The sequence below is a fragment of the Micromonospora sp. ANENR4 genome (genome assembly GCF_015354395.1).
GTDB lineage: Bacteria > Actinomycetota > Actinomycetes > Mycobacteriales > Micromonosporaceae > Micromonospora > Micromonospora aurantiaca.
In genome coordinates, this window is sequence record NZ_JADKYQ010000019.1 from 96,507 (window position 1) to 117,931 (window position 21,425).

Annotated in this window: 15 protein-coding genes; 8 read left to right on the forward strand and 7 right to left on the reverse strand. The window is 74.6% G+C overall.

Going from position 1 to position 21,425, the window contains the following annotated elements; all coding sequences use genetic code 11:
* Positions 1-157 precede the first annotated feature (157 nt).
* From IRY44_RS27595 to IRY44_RS27605, 3 genes are all read left to right on the forward strand, one after another.
* Entirely contained in the window at positions 158-1,528 is a 1,371-nt protein-coding gene (locus IRY44_RS27595; RefSeq protein WP_194803106.1) for an FGGY family carbohydrate kinase, read from the forward strand.
* A 121-nt stretch (positions 1,529-1,649) separates the two neighbouring features.
* Entirely contained in the window at positions 1,650-4,220 is a 2,571-nt protein-coding gene (locus IRY44_RS27600; RefSeq protein WP_269697278.1) for a nitrate- and nitrite sensing domain-containing protein, read from the forward strand.
* Positions 4,221-4,225: 5 nt separating this feature from the next.
* A complete protein-coding gene (locus IRY44_RS27605; RefSeq protein ID WP_196806755.1) occupies positions 4,226-4,639 on the forward strand; it encodes a roadblock/LC7 domain-containing protein in 414 nt (137 codons plus the stop codon).
* 54 nt (positions 4,640-4,693) lie between these two features.
* On the opposite strand, the gene IRY44_RS27610 is transcribed toward IRY44_RS27605, so the two are convergent.
* On the reverse strand, positions 4,694-6,187 hold the full coding sequence (locus tag IRY44_RS27610; RefSeq protein ID WP_194803108.1) for a GH1 family beta-glucosidase: 1,494 nt from the start codon (positions 6,185-6,187) through the stop codon (positions 4,694-4,696).
* A gap of 855 nt (positions 6,188-7,042) precedes the next feature.
* Between IRY44_RS27610 and IRY44_RS27615 the strand changes: the two genes are divergently transcribed.
* The gene (locus IRY44_RS27615; RefSeq protein WP_194803124.1) at positions 7,043-9,940 is read left to right on the forward strand and encodes a glycoside hydrolase family 48 protein; all 2,898 of its coding nucleotides are present in this window, start codon (positions 7,043-7,045) and stop codon (positions 9,938-9,940) included.
* Between the two features lie 288 nt (positions 9,941-10,228).
* Here IRY44_RS27615 and IRY44_RS27620 read toward each other — a convergent pair whose 3' ends face one another.
* Positions 10,229-10,918 (reverse strand): DUF3159 domain-containing protein, encoded by a 690-nt coding sequence (locus IRY44_RS27620; RefSeq protein ID WP_194803109.1) that lies wholly within the window; start codon positions 10,916-10,918, stop codon positions 10,229-10,231.
* Positions 10,919-11,011: 93 nt separating this feature from the next.
* On the opposite strand from IRY44_RS27620, the gene IRY44_RS27625 reads away from it, so the two are divergent.
* Positions 11,012-11,893 (forward strand): phosphatase PAP2 family protein, encoded by an 882-nt coding sequence (locus IRY44_RS27625; protein WP_194803110.1) that lies wholly within the window; start codon positions 11,012-11,014, stop codon positions 11,891-11,893.
* A gap of 6 nt (positions 11,894-11,899) precedes the next feature.
* Positions 11,900-12,571: a maleylpyruvate isomerase N-terminal domain-containing protein gene (locus IRY44_RS27630; protein WP_194803111.1), complete on the forward strand. Its 672-nt coding sequence runs from the start codon at positions 11,900-11,902 to the stop codon at positions 12,569-12,571.
* Between the two features lie 7 nt (positions 12,572-12,578).
* Here the strand turns inward: IRY44_RS27630 and IRY44_RS27635 are convergent, their stop codons facing one another.
* The gene (locus IRY44_RS27635) at positions 12,579-13,418 is read right to left on the reverse strand and encodes a DUF1028 domain-containing protein (protein ID WP_121686561.1); all 840 of its coding nucleotides are present in this window, start codon (positions 13,416-13,418) and stop codon (positions 12,579-12,581) included.
* A gap of 46 nt (positions 13,419-13,464) precedes the next feature.
* Complete coding sequence (locus IRY44_RS27640) at positions 13,465-14,676, reverse strand: low temperature requirement protein A (protein WP_120569061.1); 1,212 nt, start codon at positions 14,674-14,676, stop codon at positions 13,465-13,467.
* Positions 14,677-14,820: 144 nt separating this feature from the next.
* Here IRY44_RS27640 and IRY44_RS27645 point away from each other — a divergent pair, with 144 nt between their 5' ends.
* Positions 14,821-15,795, forward strand: a complete 975-nt coding sequence (locus IRY44_RS27645; RefSeq protein ID WP_114920899.1) for an LLM class F420-dependent oxidoreductase — start codon at positions 14,821-14,823, stop codon at positions 15,793-15,795.
* Between the two features lies 1 nt (position 15,796).
* Complete coding sequence (locus tag IRY44_RS27650) at positions 15,797-16,603, forward strand: SDR family oxidoreductase (RefSeq protein WP_194803112.1); 807 nt, start codon at positions 15,797-15,799, stop codon at positions 16,601-16,603.
* Positions 16,604-16,618: 15 nt separating this feature from the next.
* Here the strand turns inward: IRY44_RS27650 and IRY44_RS27655 are convergent, their stop codons facing one another.
* From IRY44_RS27655 to IRY44_RS27665, 3 genes are all read right to left on the reverse strand, one after another.
* Positions 16,619-17,893, reverse strand: a complete 1,275-nt coding sequence (locus IRY44_RS27655) for an MFS transporter (protein ID WP_194803113.1) — start codon at positions 17,891-17,893, stop codon at positions 16,619-16,621.
* Between the two features lie 91 nt (positions 17,894-17,984).
* Positions 17,985-20,276 carry a transglutaminase domain-containing protein gene (locus tag IRY44_RS27660; protein ID WP_194803114.1) on the reverse strand — a complete coding sequence of 764 codons (2,292 nt, stop codon included), beginning with the start codon at positions 20,274-20,276 and terminating at the stop codon, positions 17,985-17,987.
* Entirely contained in the window at positions 20,270-21,424 is a 1,155-nt protein-coding gene (locus IRY44_RS27665; RefSeq protein WP_194803115.1) for a DUF58 domain-containing protein, read from the reverse strand. The genes IRY44_RS27660 and IRY44_RS27665 overlap by 7 nt, the downstream gene beginning before the upstream one ends.
* Position 21,425: the final 1 nt, after the last annotated feature.

The window sequence follows — 21,425 nt, forward strand, 5'->3', positions numbered from 1 at the left end:
CGGGGATGGGCCGCCGGGTCGGCGGGCCACCAGCAGGACAGGTGCGCGGGCATGACGGTCACTGTACGCGATCGGCGGCAGCCGGGGAACCCGATCGCGCCGCACCGGGTACGGATCTTGGCGTGGCCGCCGGTCCCGCCGGGTAGGTTGACCGGCGATGGACATTCTCGCTCTGGACCTGGGCACCTCCTCGGTGCGTGGCCTGGTGCTCGACGCGGACGCGGTGCCGCGCCCGGGCGCGCTGGCCCGGCGGCGGGTGCCCCTGGTCACCGGCGACGACGGCAGCGGGACGCTCGACGGCGCGGCCTACCTGGCGTGCCTGATCGAGTGCGTGGACGAGCTGGCCGCCGGTGGGCACCTGCGGGACGTCGACCTGGTGGCGACCTCCGCGCAGTGGCACTCGGTGCTGCCGCTGGCCGCCGACGGCACACCGTCGGGGCCGGTGCTGACCTGGCTGGACACCCGGCCGGAGCCGCTTCCCGGTGCGACCGGGCCGGCCGACCCGGACGACTTCCACCGGCGTACCGGCACGTGGTGGCACCGCTGCTACTGGTCGGTGCGGCTGCCCTGGCTGCGCGAGCGCGCCGACGGGGCCGCCCGCTTCACCGGGCTCACCGAGTACGCGCTCGGCACGCTGCTCGACGAGGCGCCGATGTCCATCTCGCTGGCCTCCGGCACCGGGCTGCTCGACCTGCGGCGCCTGGACTGGGATCCGGAGGCGTGCGAGCTGGCCGGCGTACGTCCGGATCAGATGCTGCGGCTGGCCCCGGACGGCTGGCACGGCCGGCTGAACGCGGCGTACGCGCGGCGCTGGCCGCAGCTGGCCGGCGCGCGGTGGGCGCCGCCGGTCGGCGACGGCGCGGCCGCGAACGTCGGCTCGGGCTGCGTCGACCCGACCCGCGCGGCGGTGACGGTCGGCACCTCGGCGGCGGTCCGCATGATCCAGGCGGTGCCGGCGGACGCGGCGCCGCCGCCGCTGCCGGAGCAGCTCTGGCGGTACCGGGTCGACCACCACCACGTGGTCACCGGCGCGGCGTACTCCAGCGGCGGCAACCTGTTCGCCTGGGCGGCGCGCGAGCTGCGGCTGCCGGAGGGCCGGGAGCTCGAGATGGCGCTCGACCGGTCCGCCGCCTCGGTGCGCGCCAATCCCCGCTTCGGCGGCGACCGGCCACCGGGCACCGCCCCGGCGGGCTCGGGGGAGCTGCACGGCCTGAGCTTCGGCACCACAGCTGTCGACATCCTGGCCGGGCTGATGAGCGGCCTGTGCCGGCTGGTCGCCGACGACCTGACGCTGCTGGAGGCCGGTATCGGCGAGCCGATGGAGGTGGTCCTCGGCGGCGGGGCGCTGACCGCCTCGCCGTGGTGGCGCGGTGCGTTCCTCGACGTGCTCGCGCCCCGCCGGGTGTGCTGGCAACGCAACCCGGAGATCGGCGCGACCGGCGCCGCGCTCATCGCCCTGGGCCGGGTCGCGGAGGCGGACGAGATCGCCGGGATCGGCCGGACGGACGAGGCCGCCTCGCACGCGTGACCGTCCATCCGAGGCGCTGACCGTCCTGGTCATGCCGTCCGGGCGGCCGTTGACACCGACCGACGGCCTGATTGGATGGACTCCGCTCCCCGACGTGGTGGGGCGGGACGAGGAGGCAACCGTGGGCGCAGGTCCCGACCCGGTTCGCGGCGCGGCCCCTCAGCCGCACCGGCGGCGTTCCGGGTTCCGGCTGCGGGACTGGCGGATGGGCACCAAGCTCGCCACGGTGCTGGTGATCCCCTCGCTGGCGTTCCTGGTCCTGGCCGGCATCCAGACCCGGGGCCTGGTCGGGCAGACCACCACGCTGAGCGCCTTCGCCGAACAGGTCGGGATCGGCCGGCAGATCTCCGCCGCGGTGGACCGGCTCCAGCACGAGCGGGACCGAACCGCCGGTGAACTGGCCGCGTTGCGCCGGGCCGGCACCGGCGCCGACCGGGACGCCGCTGTGGCCGCGCTCAAACCGCTGCAGGAGGCCACCGACCGCGCGGTGGCCGAGCTGCGGGACGCGGCCGCGCCGCTGGCCGACGCCGACGCCGCCTGGCGGGTCTCCTACTCCGAGGCGCTGGAGGCGTACGACCAGGTGGTGAACATCCGCGCGGCGGTGGCGCCGGCCGTGCTGTCCAGCGACACCGTGCTGAGCAACTACCACAGGTCCGTCGCGGCGCTGCTGAACCTGCTGGCCGAGCCGACGCCCGGCAGCGGCCGGCAGGAGCTGACCGAGGCGGTGCTGCGGTACGTGCAGATCTCCCGGGTCAAGGAGCTCTCCTCGCGCATCCGCGCGGAGCTCTACGCGGCCGCCCGGTCCGGCCGGTACGAGGCCGACGACCCGGTGACGCTCAGCGACCTGCGGGCCCAGCAGCTCACCGCGCTGGGCGCGTTCCGGGTCGCGGCGACCGCCGACCAGATCCGCCGCTACGACCGCACCTCGGTCGACCCGGCGTTCGTCGCGGCCACCCGGATGGAGGAGCGCACGCTGCCCGGCGGCGGCGACGCGAAGCCGGCCCTGCTCGACGCGCCCCAGTGGTGGGCGGCCAGCGAGCAGCGGCAGGAACTGTTCCGCCAGTTGGAGAGCGACATCGTCGCCGACGCGGTACGCCAGGCCGACGACGCCAGCGCCCGCCAGCTGCGCGACACGCTGCTGGTGGCCGGCGCGATCGCCACGGTGCTCCTGTCCGCGGTGCTGATCTCGCTGCTGGTCGGCCGGTCGGTGGCGCGCGGCATGCGGCAGCTGCGCGGCCAGGCGCTGCGGATCGCGCAGGTGGACCTGCCGCTGACACTGCAACGGCTGCGCACTGTGGACCGGCCGATCGGCACGATCGACGTACCGCCTGCGGTGATCGACTCGCAGGACGAGATCGGCGAGCTGGCGGAGGCGTTCGTGGCGGTGCACCGCAGCGCCGTCGACGTCGCCGTCGAACAGGCGATGATGCGGCGCAACGTCAACGCCATGTTCGTCAACCTGGCCCGGCGCAGCCAGGTCCTCGTCGAGCGGCAGCTGGAGCTGCTCGACGACCTCGAACGCGAGGAGAGCGACCCGGACCAGCTGGAGAACCTGTTCAAGCTCGACCACCTCGCCGCCCGCATGCGCCGTAACGACGAGAGCCTGCTGGTGCTCGCCGGCACCGAGTCGACCCGGCGGTGGAACCGTCCGGTGGGCCTGGGCGCGGTGCTGCTGGCCGCGAGCGCGGAGATCGAGCAGTACCAGCGGGTGCGCCACGAGAACCGGACCGACCTGCACGTCGTCGGGCACGCGGTGGGCGACCTGGTGCACCTGTTCGCGGAGCTGCTGGAGAACGCCACCGCCTTCTCCCGCCCGGACACCGCGGTGCGGGTGGTGGTCGAGCCGGACGGCCGGGGCGCGCTCGTGCAGATCGTCGACGAAGGGCTGGGCATGAGCCCGTCGGCGCTGGCCGAGGCGAACGCGGTCCTCGCCGAGCCACCGGCCGCCGACGTGTCGGCCTCGGAGCGGATGGGCCTGTTCGTGGTGAGCCACCTCAGCGCCCGGCACGGCGTCCGGGTGCGGTTGAGCGCCGGCCGGGAGGGCCTGGTGGCGCGGGTGCGGATCCCGGTCGAGCTGCTGGCCGAGGCGCCCGCGCCGGAGGCGGGCCACCCGGCGCCGGGCCGGCTCGGACGCGGGCCGGAGCCGCAGATGCTCACCGGTCCGGTCGCCGCGTCCGGCGCGCTCGCCGCGGCCACCGCCGAACTGCCGGTGGCCGGCTGGCGTCCGGCGCCGGGCCGGCCCGCCGCGCTGCCGGTGTCCCCGCTGACCGGCCGGCCGCTCGGCGACGGCACGGACGCCGCGGCCGCCACCCCGCCGGCGGCCGCCGCGCCGGTGCCCGCGCCGCGTCCCCGCCCGGGACGGGCCGAGGACGTGCTGACCCCGGACGCCGGCGCGGCGGGCGGCGGGTGGTTCAGCCGGCAGGGCCCGGCCTCGTCCACGCTGGGTGTGACGCCGGCGCCGGCGGCGACGCCGGTGACCGGAGGGACGAACGAGCGGGGCCTGCCGGTACGCGTGCCGATGGCCCAGCTCACCTCGGCCGCCCCGGCCGACCGTCAGGTGGTGCGGCACGAGCCGGACCCGGAGGCGGTCGGCGGCATGCTGTCGCGCCTCTACAGCGGGGTACGGCGGGCCGAGGCCGAGGAGACCACCGAGATGTACCTGCCGCGCGATGAAGGAGGACGACGACAGTGACGACGTTGAGCCAGGAGGCACGCGACCTGAGCTGGCTGGTGAACGCGTTCGCGGAGCGCGTTCCCGGGGTGGCGCACGCGGTGGTGGTGTCCTCCGACGGGCTCCTGGTGGCGATCTCGGCGCACCTGCCGCGCGACCACGCGGACAAGCTCGCCGCGGTGACCTCCGGCCTGATGAGCATCACCGCCGGTGCGGCCCAGATGTTCGACGGTGACGTCGTCAAGCAGACGGTGGTCGAGATGGGGCGCGGCTACTTCCTGGTGATGCAGATCCGGGACGGCTCGATCCTGGCCACGCTGGCCGGGGCGGACGCGGACATCGGCGTGGTCGGCTACGAGATGGCGCGGCTGGCCAAGCAGGCGGGCGAGATGCTCACCCCGGCGCTGCGCGCCGAACTCCAGCAGGCGCTGCCGCGCTGATCCGCAGCCGGCGCGTGCGTCCGGCCGGCACACCGCCGGCCGGACGCGCGCCGTTCACAGGCCGTTGCGGCGGATCACGTCGCGGTACCAGTGGGCGCTGCGCTTGAGCACCCGCCGCTGGCTCGCGTAGTCCACGTAGACCAGGCCCCAGCGCTGCTCGTACCCCTCGGCCCACTCGAAGTTGTCCAGCAGCGACCAGACGTGGTAGCTCTCCAGCGGCACCCCGTCGCCGACGGCCCGGTGGGCGGCGGCGAAGTGGTCGCGCAGGAAGGCGACCCGCCCGGCGTCGTCGACGGTGCCGTCCGGGCCGGGCACGTCGGGGCAGGGAAGGCCGTTCTCGGTGATGGTGATCGGCACCCGGCCGTAGTCGCGGGTGACCCGGGTCAGGATGTCGTACATGCCCTCCGGGTAGATCTGCTGCCACTCCGCCTCGGAGGTGGGCCACTTGCGGACCGTGTCGCGGGTGCCGGTGACGTAGAGCGGCGTGTAGTACTGCACGGCGAGCAGGTCGACCGGGCTGGAGATGATCTTCAGGTCGCCGTCGCGGACGCCGCGGACCATCCGGCTGTCCGGGCCGAGGTCGTCCAGGACGTCCTGCGGGTACGCCCCCTTGAAGATCGAGTCGAGGTAGAGGCGGTTCTCGTAGCCGTCGTGGAGCCGGGTCGCGGCGGCCGACTCGGCGGAGTCGTCGGCCGGGTAGCAGGGGTGCAGGTTGAGCGCCGGGCCGATCCGGCCGGTGGGACCGGAGGCACGCAGCGCCTGCACGGCGAGGCCGTGGGCGAGCTGGAGGTGGTGGGCGACCAGGTACGCCGCGTCCTCGTCGCGGATGCCCGGCGCGTGGTGGCCCCAGATGTATCCGTTCTGCACCACCGTCTTCGGCTCGTTGACGGTCAGCCAGACCGGCACCCGGTCGCCGAGGGCGCGGAACACCACGTCGGCGTACTCGGCGAAGCGCTCGGCGGTGTCCCGGTTCTCCCAGCCGCCGGTGTCCTGCAGCGCCTGGGGGAGATCCCAGTGGAACAGCGTGGCCATCGGCGCGATGTCGCGCTCGCGCAGCCCGTCCACCAGCCGGCGGTAGAAGTCGAGGCCGCGCTGGTTGGGGCGGCCGGAGCCGTCGGCCTGGATGCGGGGCCAGGAGATGGAGAACCGGTAGCTGCGCAGTCCCAGGTCGCGCATCAGGTCCAGATCCTGCGCGTACCGGTGGTAGTGGTCGGCCGCGACGTCGCCGGTGTCGCCGTTGCGGATCCGGCCCGGCGTGTGGCTGAAGGTGTCCCAGACGGACTCACCCCGCCCGTCCTCCTTGGCGGCCCCCTCGATCTGGTACGCCGAGGTCGCCGCGCCCCAGGCGAAGCCGTCGGGGAAGCGCAGCCCGCGGTCCGGCTCCGGGTCGGTGGTGCGCTCGGGCGGGCTGTCGCAGCCGCCGAGCGCGACTGTCGACGCGGCGATCCCGGCCGCGGTGGCGCCGGCGAGCCCGGTCCGGGCCGCGCCGGCCGCGGTCGCGGACAGGGCGGCGCGGCGGAGCAGGCGCCGTCGGGTGAGTAACGACATGAGGTTTCTCCTCGGAGTGACGGGCCGCCCTGGGCCGGGAGCGCTCCCATCTTAGCCAGGGAGCGGCCGGCCCCGATCCGGCGGTCGCGGCGAGGTGCGGCGCGGCCGGCGGGCGGCCGGAAAGTGGGTGGGCGGGGGCGTCGCTCGGGAACGTCGCTCGCGGCGGCGTGAGCGGCGAGGGGTGGGGTGGATAGCGAGAAAGGCCGTCCGGGTGGCGTGTCACGCCTGTCCCGTCGGCCTCTTTTGCCGTCGACAACGGGGGTTTAGTGTGGGGACGGGGGAGGGCAACCCCCGTCCCCACCGATGGTGCACACACGCACGAAGTGGAATTGGCGTCCGTCGTGCGCGTCGCGCGGGAGCCGGGCCACGCGAGTGGCTCTGGTTCCACCTCCCTCCGTCTGGCGGGTGACGGCCGGCGGCGGCGTCCGGGCTGGTCCGCCGTCGGCCTCTGGGCCGACGCGCCGGGCACGGGTGTACCCGGCGATCCAGTACTTGTATCACCGTCGATGGAAGCGCTCCCATCGGCGATGCTGCGACTGTAACGCCCGTCACGGGTTTGGAAAAGCCCCTAAACGAGATCGAAACATGGAAGCGCGTATCTGCGCTGGCCGTTGTGGTGGGAGCGCTTCCATGTCACACTCTCGTCACGCCACGCGGAGCCAGTGAACGCGAGCGCGGGCCGCCGAGGGCACCCGGTGAACAACCGGTGCGGCGCCCCGATCCCCGGCACGGCCGGGACGACCACCTTTCCGGACGCCTCCGTCCCCCCGCGTACGCCCCGTCGACGCGTGGAGGCGCCCCGCCGGGGCCCACGGTCCCGGCCCGGTCCGAGGAGACACCGCCCACATGAGACTTCTGGCCAGACGTCGCCGTACGGCGATGGTCGCCGCCACCGCCCTCGTCATAGGCGGGGTGGCCCTGCCCGCGGGCGCCGCCCAGGCCGCGCCCGCCTGCGACGTGACCTATGCGACGAGCGACTGGAACAACGGGTTCACCGCCACCGTCACCATCAAGAACCTGGGCGACGCGCTGAACAACTGGTCGCTGAAGTTCGCGTTCCCGAACAGCAGCCAGCGCGTGACCCAGGGCTGGTCGGCCAAGTGGAGCCAGTCCGGCAGCGAGGTCACCGCGACGAACGAGTCGTGGAACGGCAGCCTGCCCACCGGCGCGTCCACCAGCATCGGCTTCAACGGCAGCTACAGCGGCAGCAACCCGAAGCCCACCGCGTTCACCCTCAACGGGGTCGCCTGCAACGGCGCGCAGACCAACCAGCCGCCGACGGTCTCCCTGAGCGTGCCGTCCGGCCCGTTCGAGGCGCCGGCCGACGTCCCGCTGACCGCGACCGCGAGCGACAGCGACGGCACCATCAGCAAGGTCGAGTTCTACCGCAACGGCCTGCTCGTCAACACCGACACCACCGCGCCGTACGGCTACGACCTGCTCGACCTGCCGGCGGGCAGCTACACCGTGCAGGCCAAGGCGTACGACAACGCGGGCGGCAGCGCCGTCTCGGAGAAGTCGTTCACCGTCACCGCGGCGAGCGGGCCGAAGCTGGTCGCCAACCCGTCGGCGGTCACCGTGGCCGAGGGCGACAGCGCCACGGTCCGGTACACGCTCAGCGCGGCGCCCACGGCCAACGTGCCGGTGACCCTCGCCGTCACCGGTGACAGCGACATCACGGTCTCGCCGTCCACGCTGACGCTCACGTCGAGCAACTGGAGCACCGGCGTCACCGCCACCGTCTCCGCCGCGGAGGACTCCGACACGGTCGGCGGCACCGCGACGATCACCGCGTCGGCCACCGGCTACGCCCCGATCTCCGTCGTCGCCACCGAGGCGGACAACGACACCCCCGGCGGCGACAACGACTACATCAAGAAGTTCCTCGACCAGTACGGCAAGATCAAGAACTCGGGTTACTTCAGCCCCGAGGGCGTGCCGTACCACTCGATCGAGACGCTGATCGTCGAGGCGCCCGACCACGGCCACGAGACCACCTCGGAGGCGTTCAGCTTCTGGCTCTGGCTGGAGGCGCAGTACGGCCGGGTCACCCAGAACTGGGCCCCGTTCAACAACGCCTGGACAGTGATGGAAAAATATATCATTCCGAATCATTCAGACCAGGCCACCGCCGGCTCGCCCGGCACCCCGCAGTACGCCGCCGAGCACAACCTGCCCAGCCAGTACCCGTCGGCGCTGGACGCCAACGTCCCGGTCGGCCAGGACCCGCTGCGCTCGGAGCTGCAGTCCACCTACGGCACCGGTGACATCTACGGCATGCACTGGCTGCTCGACGTGGACAACACCTACGGCTTCGGCCGCTGCGGCGACGGCACCACCCGGCCCGCGTACATCAACACCTTCCAGCGGGGCACCCAGGAGTCGGTGTGGGAGACCGTGCCGCAGCCGTCCTGCGACACGTTCAAGCACGGCGGCCCGAACGGCTACCTGGACCTGTTCGTCAAGGAGTCCAGCGCCCCGGCCAAGCAGTGGAAGTACACGAACGCCCCGGACGCCGACGCGCGTGCCGTCCAGGCCGCCTACTGGGCGCTGACCTGGGCCAAGGCGCAGGGCAAGCAGGCCGACGTGGCGGCCACCGTGGCCAAGGCCGCCAAGATGGGCGACTACCTGCGCTACGCGCTGTTCGACAAGTACTTCAAGAAGATCGGCAACTGCGTCGGCGCGAGCACCTGCCCGGCCGCCAGCGGCCGTGACTCGGCGCACTACCTGCTGTCCTGGTACTACGCCTGGGGCGGCGCGTACGACGCCTCGCAGAACTGGTCGTGGCGGATCGGCTCCAGCCACAGCCACTTCGGCTACCAGAACCCGTTCGCGGCCTGGGCCATGACCAACGTCGCGGAGCTGAAGCCGAAGTCGCCGACCGCGGTCTCCGACTGGCAGAAGAGCCTCGACCGGCAGCTGGAGTTCTACACCTGGCTCCAGTCCGCCGAGGGCGGCATCGCCGGTGGCGCCACCAACAGCTGGGACGGCAGCTACGCCCAGCCGCCGACCGGCACCGCCACCTTCTACGGCATGTACTACGACGTCGACCCGGTCTACAACGACCCGCCGTCGAACCAGTGGTTCGGCATGCAGGCCTGGTCGATGCAGCGCATCGCCGAGCTGTACCTGGAGACCGGCAACGCGAAGGCGAAGGCGCTGCTGGACAAGTGGGTGCCGTGGGCCATCGCCAACACCACGGTCGGCACCAACTGGTCGATCCCGTCGGACATGAAGTGGACCGGCCAGCCGGCCAACTGGAACCCGAGCAGCCCGCAGCCGAACACCAACCTGCACGTCGAGGTGACGGTCAAGGGTCAGGACGTCGGCGTCGCCGGCGCCTACGCCCGCACGCTCATCGCGTACGCGGCCAAGTCCGGCAACACCGCGGCGAAGAACACCGCCAAGGGCCTGCTGGACGCGCTCTCGGCGTCCGCCGACAGCAAGGGCGTCTCGACGCCGGAGAAGCGCGGCGACTACAAGCGCTTCGACGACGTCTACAACGCCGCCGACGGCCAGGGTCTCTACGTCCCCAACGGCTGGACCGGGAAGATGCCCAACGGCGACGCGATCGCCCCGGGCAAGAGCTTCCTGGACATCCGCTCGTTCTACAAGAACGACCCGGACTGGCCGAAGGTGCAGGCGTACCTGGACGGCGGTCCCGAGCCGGTCTTCAACTACCACCGGTTCTGGGCGCAGGCGGACATCGCCATGGCGTACGCCGACTACGGCACCTACTTCCCGCAAGGGTGAGGTGACCCCTCCTCCGCGGGCGGGTGCGAACCCGCCCGCGGAGGAGGCCGACCCGGCCGATGGGGGAACGGAGCGGCCGGGTCGGCGAACGGCCTGACGCCCACGGTCAGGCCGGGTGGGCCGGCCGTCCGGCCGACGCAGCGGACCGGCCGGCCCACCACTCCGCCCGGCGACGACCCCTGGCGCGAAAAGGCACGGAAAAATCAGCGGTCCACGGGATCACATCCGGGCCGTGGACGGAGTAACGTATTTGACGGAGAGGCCGCTCCCCCCGTGGCGGCCTCTCCATTATTCTGTGCGTGTCGCCACACCGTCGGTGCCCGCCGGGTCCACCGGGTGCCGCAGCCCCGGATGCCCGGCCGGCAGCGAGCGCCGGATCACCACCCAACTGCCCGCCAGCGCCGCCGCGATCAGCGGCCAGGTCAGCGCCGCCCGCGCCACGGTGAGCGCGACCACGTGCCCGTACAACCACAGCGGCACGAACACCGCGACCCGCAGCACATAGGTGGCCGCCCACACCCAGCTGGCCCGGCCGTACGCCCGCAGCAGCGCCGGGTCGCGCCGCCACCGGGTCCGCTGGCCCAGCGCCGTGCCGACCACCACACCCAGCAGCGGCCAGCGCACCACGATGCTCACCGCCCAGGCCAGCGCGCTCGCCGCGTTGGCGGCGATCTGGAGCAGGAAGAAGTCGGCGGCCCGGCCGGTGCGCAACGCGATGAGCGCCGCCACGCAGACCGCGAGCAGACCGACCAGCACCGAACGGGGACGGTCGCCGCGCCGCCACCGCCAGCCGGCCACCGCCGTGCCGGTCAGTACCGCCGCGAGCACGCCGCCACCGAGACCGCCGAGCACCCAGCCGAGCCCGAACGCCAGTGGGGGAAGGGTCGCGTCCACCGCCCCGCGCCGGCCGCCGAGCAGGTCGGCCAGCGACTCCGGCCGCGGCCCCTCGTCCGGTTGCCGCTGTGGCGTGCCGGTCACGCGCCACCTCCTCGAAATCGCCCGCCTCACCGTACGCCGCCGCCGCTGGCGCTCCGCCGCGCGCCGGAGCGTGCCTACCGTTAAGTTGTCCGGGTGCGGGAGACGGCGAGGGGTTGGACGGCGGTCTGGTTGGTCGTACTGGCCCTGATCCAGACAGCCGCGTTCGGGCTGGTGTGGCGCTTCGCCGTGCACACCGAACTGGGCCAGTGGCTGGACACGGTGGCGCTCACCGGCAACCGGATCGGCCAGGACCGCATCGACGATCCGGTGAACACACTCCTCAACGCCATGTCGGTGGTGTCGCTGCTGGCCGCGACCGCCGTGATCGGCTTCATCGCGCTGATCCGGGGACGCAAGGCGCTCGCCGTCACCGCGACGCTGCTGATCGCCGGGGCCAACGTGACCACGCAGCTGCTCAAGCACTACCTGGCCCGGCCCGACTTCGGCATCGACCCGGAACGGGCCGCCGCCGGCAACAGCCTGCCCAGCGGGCACACCACGGTGGCCGCCTCGGTCGCGGTCGCGCTGATCCTGGTGCTGCCGCGCAAGCTGCGGGTCGCCGGGGCGTTCCTCGGCGCCGGGTACGCCGCCGCCGCGGGCGTCGCCACGCTCTCCGCCGGCTGGCACCGGCCCAGCGACGCGGTCGCCGCGTACCTGGTGGTCGGCGCGTGGGCCGCGGTCGCCGGGCTGGTGCTGCTGTTCTTCCAGCGCGAGCAGGCGGTGGTGGAGCCGGGCGACGCGCACCGGGTTGCCGGCGCCGTGCTCGGCGGCGCCGGCGTGGTGGCCCTGCTGGCCTCCGCGGTGGCGCTGTCCTGGCTCGTCGACCGTTCCACAGTCCCCGTCGAGGCGCTCGGCCGCCGTCCGCTGTTCATCGGGTACGCGGGCAGCGCGGCCGGCATCGCCGGCACGATCGCCGTGGTGGCCGCGCTGGTGCTGGTCGTGGTGCACCGGCTGGTGCCCCGCTGGAAGGGCTGACCGCAGGTGCAGACCGTACGGGCGGCGTTCCGGGCCGAGTGCGAACGCCTGGAACGGGTGCTGCGCGACCTGGACGACGCGGCGCTGGACCGGCCCACCCCGTGCCCGCCCTGGCAGGTACGCGACCTGATCGCGCACGTGAGCACCGGAGCCGGGCGCCTGGCCCTGATGCTCGCCGAACCCGCGCCGCCCCGGGCCGAGGTCGACGCCGCCGCCTACTTCGGCGCGGCCAAGTTCAGCCCGCCGGTCGACCGGGACCGCGTCGACTCGGCACGCCGGGCTGCCCGGGAGCACCCGGGCGCGGCCGAGGTGGCGGGGGAGTTCGGCCGGGCCTGGCGCGCCACCGACGAGGCGGTCGCCGCCGCGCCGCCCGGCCGGGTGGTGCGCACCCGGCACGGTGACGCGATGGCGCTGCCGGAGTTCCTGCGTACCCGCGTGGTGGAGGTCGCGGTGCACGGCCTGGACCTGGCCGACGCGCTGGACCGGCCGCCGTGGCTGACCCCGCCCGCGGCGGCCGTGGTGGCCGGCGTGCTCACCGGCGGCGCGCCGGTGCCGCCGGGCCTGCGCTGGGACGCGCTCACCGTGCTGCGCAAGGCCACCGGGCGGCTGCCGCTGACCGGCGACGAGCAGGCCGAGCTGGCCCGTGCCGGCATCGGCCGGCTCGCGTTCGGCGGCTGATCTCCGCTCAGCGCCCGGCACACCGCCGCAGGTGCTCCAGCACGATCGGGTCGATCCGGCCGGGCACGAAGCGTTCCTCCAGGTTCTCCAGGCCGGTCCAGGCCGCCAGCGCGTCGTCCAGGCCGGCCGGGCCGACCGGGTGACCGGTGGCGGCGAGCAGCTCCGCCACCTCTGCCGCGAGCGGACCGGTGAGATCCCGAAGCGTGGCCGGGTCGGGGCGGCCGAACAGCATGTGGTGGATGCCGAGCAGGCGGCGCAGCTCGGCGACCGGGTCGTCGTGGTCGTCCACGCGCAGGTCCACCAGTTCGTCGCCGGTGCCGGCGTAGCCGCCGTGGCGCTGCACCACGAGTATCGCGGCGCTCTGCCTGCCGCGCCGGTCACCGCCGGCCGCGTCACCGGCGGTGAGCGCCGCCAGCATGCGCTGCGGGAACGGCAGGTCGTCGCGGGCCAGCCAGGCGTCGCGCAGCGCGTCGATCACCTGCGGGCCGGTCAGGATGTTGCCCTGCGCGGCCCAGCCGTCGCCGGCCTGCCCGCCCGCCCAGGGGTGGCAGCGCGGTCCGGTCCAGGTGGCCCCGTCGCCGGTCGCCCCCACCACGGCGAGCTGCCGGTCGTCGCGGCCGGGGTCGGCGGCGACCAGCCCGGCCACCGCGTCGGTGGCGCTGACGCCGGTACGCAGCAACGCGAGCGCCTGTGCCCGGTAGGCGAGGTTGGCGTGCGCCTGGGTGGCGACCGCGCCCACCAGTGCCTCGGCGGCCGGCACGAGCGCCCCGGCGGCGAGGAAGCGGCTGGCCACCGCCACGCCGTACAGGTGCCCGTCGGCGGAGCGGGCGACGAGCGAGAAGGTCACGCGCGGATCGTAGCCCGGTAGCGGTGTGCCGCACCGGCGTCGCCGCTCAGAACGGCGTCGCCGCCTCCTCCGGCGGGCGGCCCCAGGCGCGGCGCGCGTCGGCCACCGCCACCGCCGTGAGGACCAGCGCGGCGAGGATCGCCGCGACGAGCGGCGCGAGGCGCACCAGCAGCGGCGCGGGCAGCAGCAGCGCGGCGATCCCCACCAGCCGGGACGGGGAGACGCGGCCGAACACCTCGTACTCGAAGCGGGCCCGGCCGGCCAGGAACACGGCCGGCCCGCCGAGGATCATGGCCAGCCAGGGCAGTTCGTTGTGCCCGGCCGGGTGCTCGATGACCAGCTCGTAGCCGATCGCGGTGGCGACCACCCCGATCACCATGACCAGGTGGGTGTCGGCGGCGGACCGGCCGACGGTGGCCGGATGGGCGGCCCGGGTCACCGCCTCGCCCAGGATCTGCCCGGCCCGCTGCACGTAGATCCGCCACAGCAGTACCGAGGTCGCGAGCGCGACGGCGAACGCGGCGACCATGCCCGGGCTGGTGGGGGAGCGGGTGAAGGCCAGGCCGGCGAGCAGGATCGTCTCACCGAGCGCGACCAGGAAGATCTGCTGGTAGCGCTCGGCCAGGTGCTCGCCGTGGATGTCCCACCGGGAGACGGTCGAGCGGCCCAGACCGGGCATCGGCCAGCCGAACCGGGCGGCGAGGTACTCCAGCAGCAGTGCCGTGGTCCAGAGCACCACCCGGGCGCTGCCCGGCAGCAGCGCGCCGGCCAGCCAGAGCACACCCGTGGCGCAGAACGTGATCAGCATGCGCAGCTTGAGCCGGCGGTACTGCTGCCTGTGCAGCACCAGCACGAGGATCGCCGGCCGGCTCACCTGGGCCACCACGTACGCGGCGGCGAACATCAGGCCGCTGTGGCTGAACGCGCGCGGGATCGCCACCCCCATCACCATCGCCGAGATCAACGCGGTGATCACGATGACCTGCAACCACAGGTGGTGCGGGTCGTAGCGGCTGGTGGTCCACGCCGTGCCCTGCCAGACGGCCCAGAGCGCGAGCAGCAACAGCAGTGTCTTGCCGCCGCCGGTCACCGCCGTCCAGCCGGTCTGCCCGCCCTCCAGCACCAGGTCCTCGAAGGCGCGCGCCGAGATCCGGGTCAGCGCGAACACGTACACGAGGTCGAAGAAGAGTTCCAGGAACGTGGCCCGGTCGGGTCCGCCGCCGGAGCTGCGCAGCGCGGCCGGCTCGGCGGTCCTCACCGCCGGGCCCCGTCCCCGGTCCGACTCATGCGGCAGTCGTAACACTCTTTCCCGGCAACTCGGAGCGGATCACCCATATCTGCCTGGATCTTGCTCCGGGCGCTGCCGGACGGGCACCATCGACGGGTGACGAACCGATGGGGAATGACCGTGCCGTTGGGCGGAATTCCGCTCGCCGACCACGCCGCTGTCTACGCGGCCCTGGACGACGCCGGGTTCACCGACGTCTGGTCGTCGGAGGTGGCCGGCGCCGACGCGTTCACCCCGCTGGCCCTGGCCGCCGCGTGGTCGCCACGGCTGCGCCTCGGCACCGCGATCACGCCGGTGTTCACCAGAGGGCCCGGACTGCTCGCGATGAGCGCCGCCGCGCTGGCCGAGGCCGCGCCGGGCCGCTTCGCGCTCGGCGTCGGCTCCTCCTCGCCGGTGCTGGTACGCGACTGGAACGCGATCGCGTTCGACGAGCCGTTCAAGCGCACCCGGGACGTGCTGCGGTTCCTGCGGGCCGCGTTGCGCGGCGAGACCGTCGACGGGGCGTTCGACACGTTCGCCGTCCGGCGGTTCACGCTCGAGCGCCCGCCCAGCGTGCCGCCGCCGGTCGTGCTGGCCGCGCTGCGCCCCGGCATGCTGCGCCTGGCCGCCGCCGAGGCCGACGGGGTGATCCTCAACTGGCTGGCCGCCGACGACGTGCCGACCGCGCTCGCCGAGGTGGGGGAGCGCCGGCCCGGCTTCGACGTCGCCGCCCGCATCTTCGTCTGCCCCACCGAGGACGCCGCCTACGCTCGCGCACTGGGCCGCCGCATGATCACCGGCTACCTGACCGTGCCCGCGTACGCCGCCTTCCACAGGTGGCTGGGCCGCGAGGACTCGCTCGGCCCGATGTGGGAGGCCTGGGCCGCCGGGGACCGGCGGGGCGCCTCCGCCGCCGTACCGGACGAGGTGGTCGACGCGCTGGTGCTGCACGGCTCGCCCGAGCAGTGCGTGGCATCCGTCCGCCGGTACGCCGACAACGGCGTCGACGTGCCGGTCATCGCGGTGCTGCCCACGCCGGAGATCACCGAGGGCGGCGCGGCGGCCTGGATGGACCTGCTGCCCCGGCTCGGCCCCGGAAAGGTGGCCTGAGATGAACCTGACCGACCGGGTGGTGGTGGTCACCGGAGGGGCCGGTGGGATCGGCGCGGCGCTGGGCCGCCGGTTCGCCGCCGAGGGCGCCGCCGCGATCGTCCTGGCCGACCTGGCCGCCGACGCGGCCCGCGCGGCGGCCGACGCGATCGGCCCGGTCGCGAGCGGCGTCGGGCTGGACGTCACCGACGAGGCGGCGGTGCACGCGCTCGTCGAGGAGACCGAGCGCCGTCACGGCCGGATCGACCTGTTCTGCGCCAACGCCGGCGTGGCCACCGGCGGTGGCATCGACGCGCCCGACGCCGACTGGGACCGGGCCTGGAAGGTGAACGTGCTCGGGCACCTGCACAGCGCCCGCGCCGTGCTGCCCGGGATGCTCGGCCGGGGCCAGGGACACCTGCTGCTCACCTGCTCGGCGGCCGGACTGCTGACCGCCGTCGGCGACGCCCCGTACACCGCCACCAAGCACGCCGCCGTGGGTCTCGCCGAGTGGCTGGCGATCACCTACCGGGACGCCGGCATCCGGGTCAGCGCGCTGTGCCCGCAGGGCGTGGACACCCCGATGCTCGCCGACGGCCTCGCCGAGGGGCACCTGGGCGCCCGGGTGATCGCCGCGTCCGGGACGATCCTCACCCCGGACCAGGTCGCCGACGCGGTCGTCGCCGGGCTGGCCGAGGAGCGGTTCCTGATCCTGCCGCACCCCGAGGTCGCCGACTACGCCCGCCGTCGCGCCGAGGACCCGGACGGCTGGCAGGCCGGGCTGCGCAAGCTCGTCCGGAAGCTGCGCGCCGGCTCCCCTCAGTCGTGACGGATCGACGGCGATTCAGCCGTCGCCACCGGTTCCGGCTGTCGCCGGCGGAGTTGCCGTCGCCACCGGCTCCGCCGCCGGCGGTCCGGACCGGGTGGGTAGCAGGAGGGCGGCGACTGCTGCGCCGGCCGCCAGTACGCCGATCACGAGCCAGACCGTGGTGATGAGGGGCAACTGCTGCCCGGCGATGCTGCCCGCCGAGGCACCCACGACGGTCGCGGCCATCTCGGCGGCGGAGAAGGCGGATCCGACCCGGCCGAGCTGGCGGTCCGGGGTGTGGCGCTGGACCTGAACCTGGACCAGCATCAGCAACGCGCCACCGGGCAGGCCGGCCAGGGCGATGAAGACCAGCGCGGCGGCGAAGTGGTGGATGAGGAAGAGCCCCGCGAAGCAGAGGGTGATCGCCGCCAGGCAGCCGGTGAACGACAGCCGGAGGAGACCGCTTCGGGACAGCACGTTGCCGACGTACGCGCTGGCCAGGAAGCCGCCGCCCAGCGCGGCCATGAGCACGCCGACATCGCCGGCGTCGCCGCCGAGGACGCTGATGACGTACGGCACGAGAAGCACGTTCAGAGCGGCGTTCGCCATCAGGAAGATGCTGGAGACGCCGAGCGTCGTGCGGAGGACGGGATGCCCGAAGAGGAAGGCAAGACCCTCCCGGATCTGCCCCCGGAAAGCGGCCAGCCAGGACGACGTGCCCGGCCGGTGTCCGTCGTCGGCCACCCGCAGCCGGCCCATTCCGAAGATCAGTACGGCCGAGGCCAGGTACGTCGCGGAGTCGATCAGCACCAGAGCGTCGAAACCCACGAGGGCGTAGAGCGCGCCGCCCAGGGGCGCGCCGGCGAGGCGGACGACGCCGCTCGCCACCGTGTTCCAGGAGTTCGCCGCCTCCAGGTCACCGCCCCGGCCGACGATGGCGGGCACCACCGCCCGGGCCGCGGGCTGGAAGACGTGCCCGATCGCGCTCTCGAAGAACATCACCGTGTAGAGCAGCCACAGCATGCCCGGATCGTCGACCACGACCAGCGCGAGCACGACGGCCATGCGCAGCAGGTCCGCGCCGACCATCACCGCGCGCCGGTCCCACTGGTCGGCCAGCACCCCGGCCAGGGGCGCGAAGACGATCGCGGGCAGGGTCTGCGCGACGAAGGCGAAACCGCTGCTGAGCGTCGACCCGGTCATCGTGTAGACGTGGACCGGTACCGCGACGATCATCAGCCAATTGCCCAGGTTGGACAAGAGCGTACTGGTCCAGAGCAGACGAAAACGCCGGTTCCTGATCCAGATCACCGCTCACCCTACTTCCGTAAGCCGGCCGCCGGTGCCCCACTCAGGACGGCTCGTAGAGGTACCGGCCCGGCGATCCGGTTACGGCTGTTGATCAGCGTCGCCACCGGAGCGGCCCCGGATGGACCGCCCACAGCACCTGTCGCCACCGCGACCGGGCCGCGCGCAGCGCGTCGGCGAAGCCGGCGCTCAGCCGTGCGGCCCGCTCCGCCTGTTCCGGCGTGACGCTGCCCGGCGCGAAGCCCGCCTGGTTGAGCAGACCGGCCAGCTCGTCCACCACCGCGCCATCCGGGTCGCAGCTCGCCGCGCCCTCTCCGGGCCGCGCCGCGCGCGCCTCGGCGAGCGTCCGGCGGGCCTGCTCGGCGACCTCGGCCGCCGCCAGGTCCGGCCCGACCGGGTGCCCGGCCAGCCGCAGCGCGTCGGTCAGCTCCCGCCACGCACCGGCGACCCGTTCGCCCGGGTCACCGGCGTCCAACCGGGAGCGGGTAAGCCGGCGGCGCATCGCCACGAGCATCGCCAGCACCGCCCCGACCACCAGCAGCAGGCCACCGGCACCGCCGCCGACCAGCACCGGCGTGCCGAGCCCACGCTCGTTCCGGCCGGGCGCGGGCGCGGCGGCCGGGGGAGTGGCGCTCGGCTCCTCGGTGGGCGCCGGCACCTCCGACGGCGGCGGATCCTCCGGCTGCGGCCGGAAGTCCTCCTCCACCGGGCGGGGCTCGGAGTCCGGACGCGGCATCGGGTCGAACGGCACCCAGCCGACGCCGTCGAACAGCACCTCCGGCCAGGCGTACGCGTCGGCGGCCCGCACCGGACCGTCGCCCTTGGGCTCGAACCCGACCACCACCCGGGTCGGCAGGCCGGCGAGGCGGCCGAGCACCGCGAACGCGGCGGCGAACTGCTCCGACGTGCCCCGCTGCCCGCCGCCGTTACGCGGTCCGAACAGGAAGAACGCCAGGTTCGGGTACGCGTGCCCGCTGGGCGCGTCGGCGGTCACCCGGTAGTGCTCGGCCAGGAACGCGGCGATCGCGTCGGCACGCGCGTACGGGGCGCCGTTCGACTCGGCGAGCTGGGTGGCGAGCCGTCGCACCGGCTCCGGCGCGCCGTCGGCCACCCGCAGCACCCGGGCCACCTCGTCACCGGCGGGCACGTTCGCCGTGGGCAGCAGGTTCGCGTCCGGGCGCTCCCGCACCGACGACACCTCGTACCGCAGGCCCGGCGCGAGCCCTTCCGGCCGGATCAGCGTCCCGGTCGCCGGGTCGTACGCCACCCGCGCGCCGGTCACCTCGCGCGGCGTGGGCACCGCCGGCAGCAGCCGCCCGGTCAGGTCGCCGACGGTGATCTCCTGGCGCACCTCGTCGGTGGCCGCGTTCGGGGCCGGCTCGGCGGCGGGCAGGATCCGCCCCGCGTTGCGGTACGTGGCGCCGACCCGCCAGGTCACCCCGTCGTAGTCGCTGAGCACCGCCAGCCGGATCCGCGGCGACCCGTCCCCGGCCGCGCCCCCGCTCGTGCGCACGTCGAGCAGCCGCTGGTCCGGGTTGAGCGCCCACCCGGAGATCCGGATCAGCGGGTTCTCGTCCAGCGACTCCACCCGGGGCGGCTCCACGTAGCGGCGCGGGTCGACCGGTCGCTCGTCGACCCGGGCGGCCACCACCGGGGCGAGCAGCGCCGCCAGCGCAACCACCACCGCGAGCCCGGTCGCGCTCGCCGCCACCAGACGCAGCCGTACCGCCGCGCGTACCGCAGGACTGAGGCCGGCGACCGGATCTGGCGCCGGGCCGTCGCGGCGCCCGGGCGTCGCCAGGCCGGCCGCCGCGACGGCCGCGAACAGCACCGTCGAGCCGATCGCCGGATCGGCGTTCGGCCCCACCACGTAGAGCGCGCCCGCGTAGAGCAGCGCCGGCGGCAGGTAGCCCAGCAGCACCCGCCCGGCCCGCAGCGCCACCTCGGCGGCGGTCAGCCCGGCCAGCCACGCCGCGACCACCGGGACCAGCACCGTGTCCGGCGCCGGCTCGACCGGGATCATCGCGGTGAGCAGCCGGGGGATCGCGTTGCGGGCCGCGTCGGCGGTCACCTCGCCGAGCCCGCCGGGCAGCGCCGCGTGCGCGGCGGCCAGCCGCAGCGACAGCAGCGTCCACCCGGCCAGCGCGGCCACCGACAGCGGCGCGACCAGCCAGGACGGCAGCCGCCGGGCGGCCACGCTGACCAGCACCGAGCCGACCGCCGCGCCGGCCATGAGCCGGGTCAGCAGCGGGTCCGCGTACACCCGGCCCAGCACCACGCCGGAGAGCGCGACCAGCACGATCAGCGCGGCCGGGACCGGCACGGCCCGCAGCGCCCGGGCCACGCGCCCGTCCGCCGACGGTTCGACCCGCGGCGGCGTCACCACCGGCGGACCCCGTCCCACTCGGCGGCGAACGCCGCGCCGTCGGCCGCGTCCAGCACCGTGAGGCCCGCCGCGCCCGCCGGCGTCGGCCCGTCCGCGCCGAACATCCCGACCACCACCGACGGGTACGCGCCACGCAGCGCGCCCACGTGCCCCAGGTCGTCGCGGCCACCCGGCCCGGTCAGGAAGACGAGCGTGTCGCCGAGCCGGTCCCGGCGCAGCCTGCCCGTCGCGGCGGGCAGCACGTCCGGCCCGGCGTCCGCCAGCTCCACAGCTGCGAGCCGGTCCAGCGGCCCGGCCGCGCCCGCGGGCTCCACCTCGGCCGGTACGACGAGCAGCAGGTGCACCGGCAGGTCCTCCCGCACGGCGGCGGCCACCACCGACGCCGCCGCCTCGCACGCCGACTCGAACGACTCCGCGACGCCACCGGCCCGGCCCGGGTGCGCGGATGCGCGGTTGTCCAGCACCACCACCAGGCGCGGCAGGCTGGTGTCCACGTTCTCCCGCACCATCAGCTCACCCACCCGGGCGCTGGTGCGCCAGTGCACGCGGCGCAACTCGTCACCCACCACGTACTCCCGCAGCGAGTCGAACGTGATCGACCCGTGCGGCACGCTGTCGGTACGCCCGTCCAGGCTGCGCCCGGCGCCGGTGGGCACCGCGGAGAGCGGGTGGATGCACGGGTGCACCCACACCGGCACCGTGCCGCCGTAGCCGCGCGCCAGCGCCACCAGCCCCAGCGGATCCCGGCGCACCACCCGCAGCGGCCCCACCGGAACCACCCCACGCCGATGCGTCGGCACCTCGTACCGCGCCACCGTGTCCCGGCCCGGGCGCAACCGCAGCAGCGGCACCGGCACGAGCGCGCCGGCGCAGCGGTCCTCGGCCACCAGGTTCGCCGCCCGCAGCCGGCCGGTGTTCCGCACCGTCAGCTCCATCGCCGCCGGCTCACCCCGGGCCACCCGGTCCGGGTCGGCCCGCCGCTCGACGCTCAGCCGGGGCCGCCAGGCCGCGTTCACCACGGCGTAGCCGACCGCCACGCCGGCCGCCGCGCCGAGCACCGTCAGCTCCGGGTACGCGTACCGGAACCCCACGCCGAGCAGCACCAGGGCGGCGACGAGCAGCCCGATGCCACGGGCGGTGATCCCCACG

Bases quoted from the DNA above. Each gene is read 5' to 3' on its own strand.
- IRY44_RS27595 (WP_194803106.1), top strand. From the start codon at position 158: ATGGACATTCTCGCTCTGGACCTGGGCACCTCCTCGGTGCGTGGCCTG.
- IRY44_RS27610 (WP_194803108.1), bottom strand. From the start codon at position 6,187: ATGTCGTTACTCACCCGACGGCGCCTGCTCCGCCGCGCCGCCCTGTCC.
- IRY44_RS27645 (WP_114920899.1), top strand. From the start codon at position 14,821: ATGACCGTGCCGTTGGGCGGAATTCCGCTCGCCGACCACGCCGCTGTC.
- IRY44_RS27650 (WP_194803112.1), top strand. From the start codon at position 15,797: ATGAACCTGACCGACCGGGTGGTGGTGGTCACCGGAGGGGCCGGTGGG.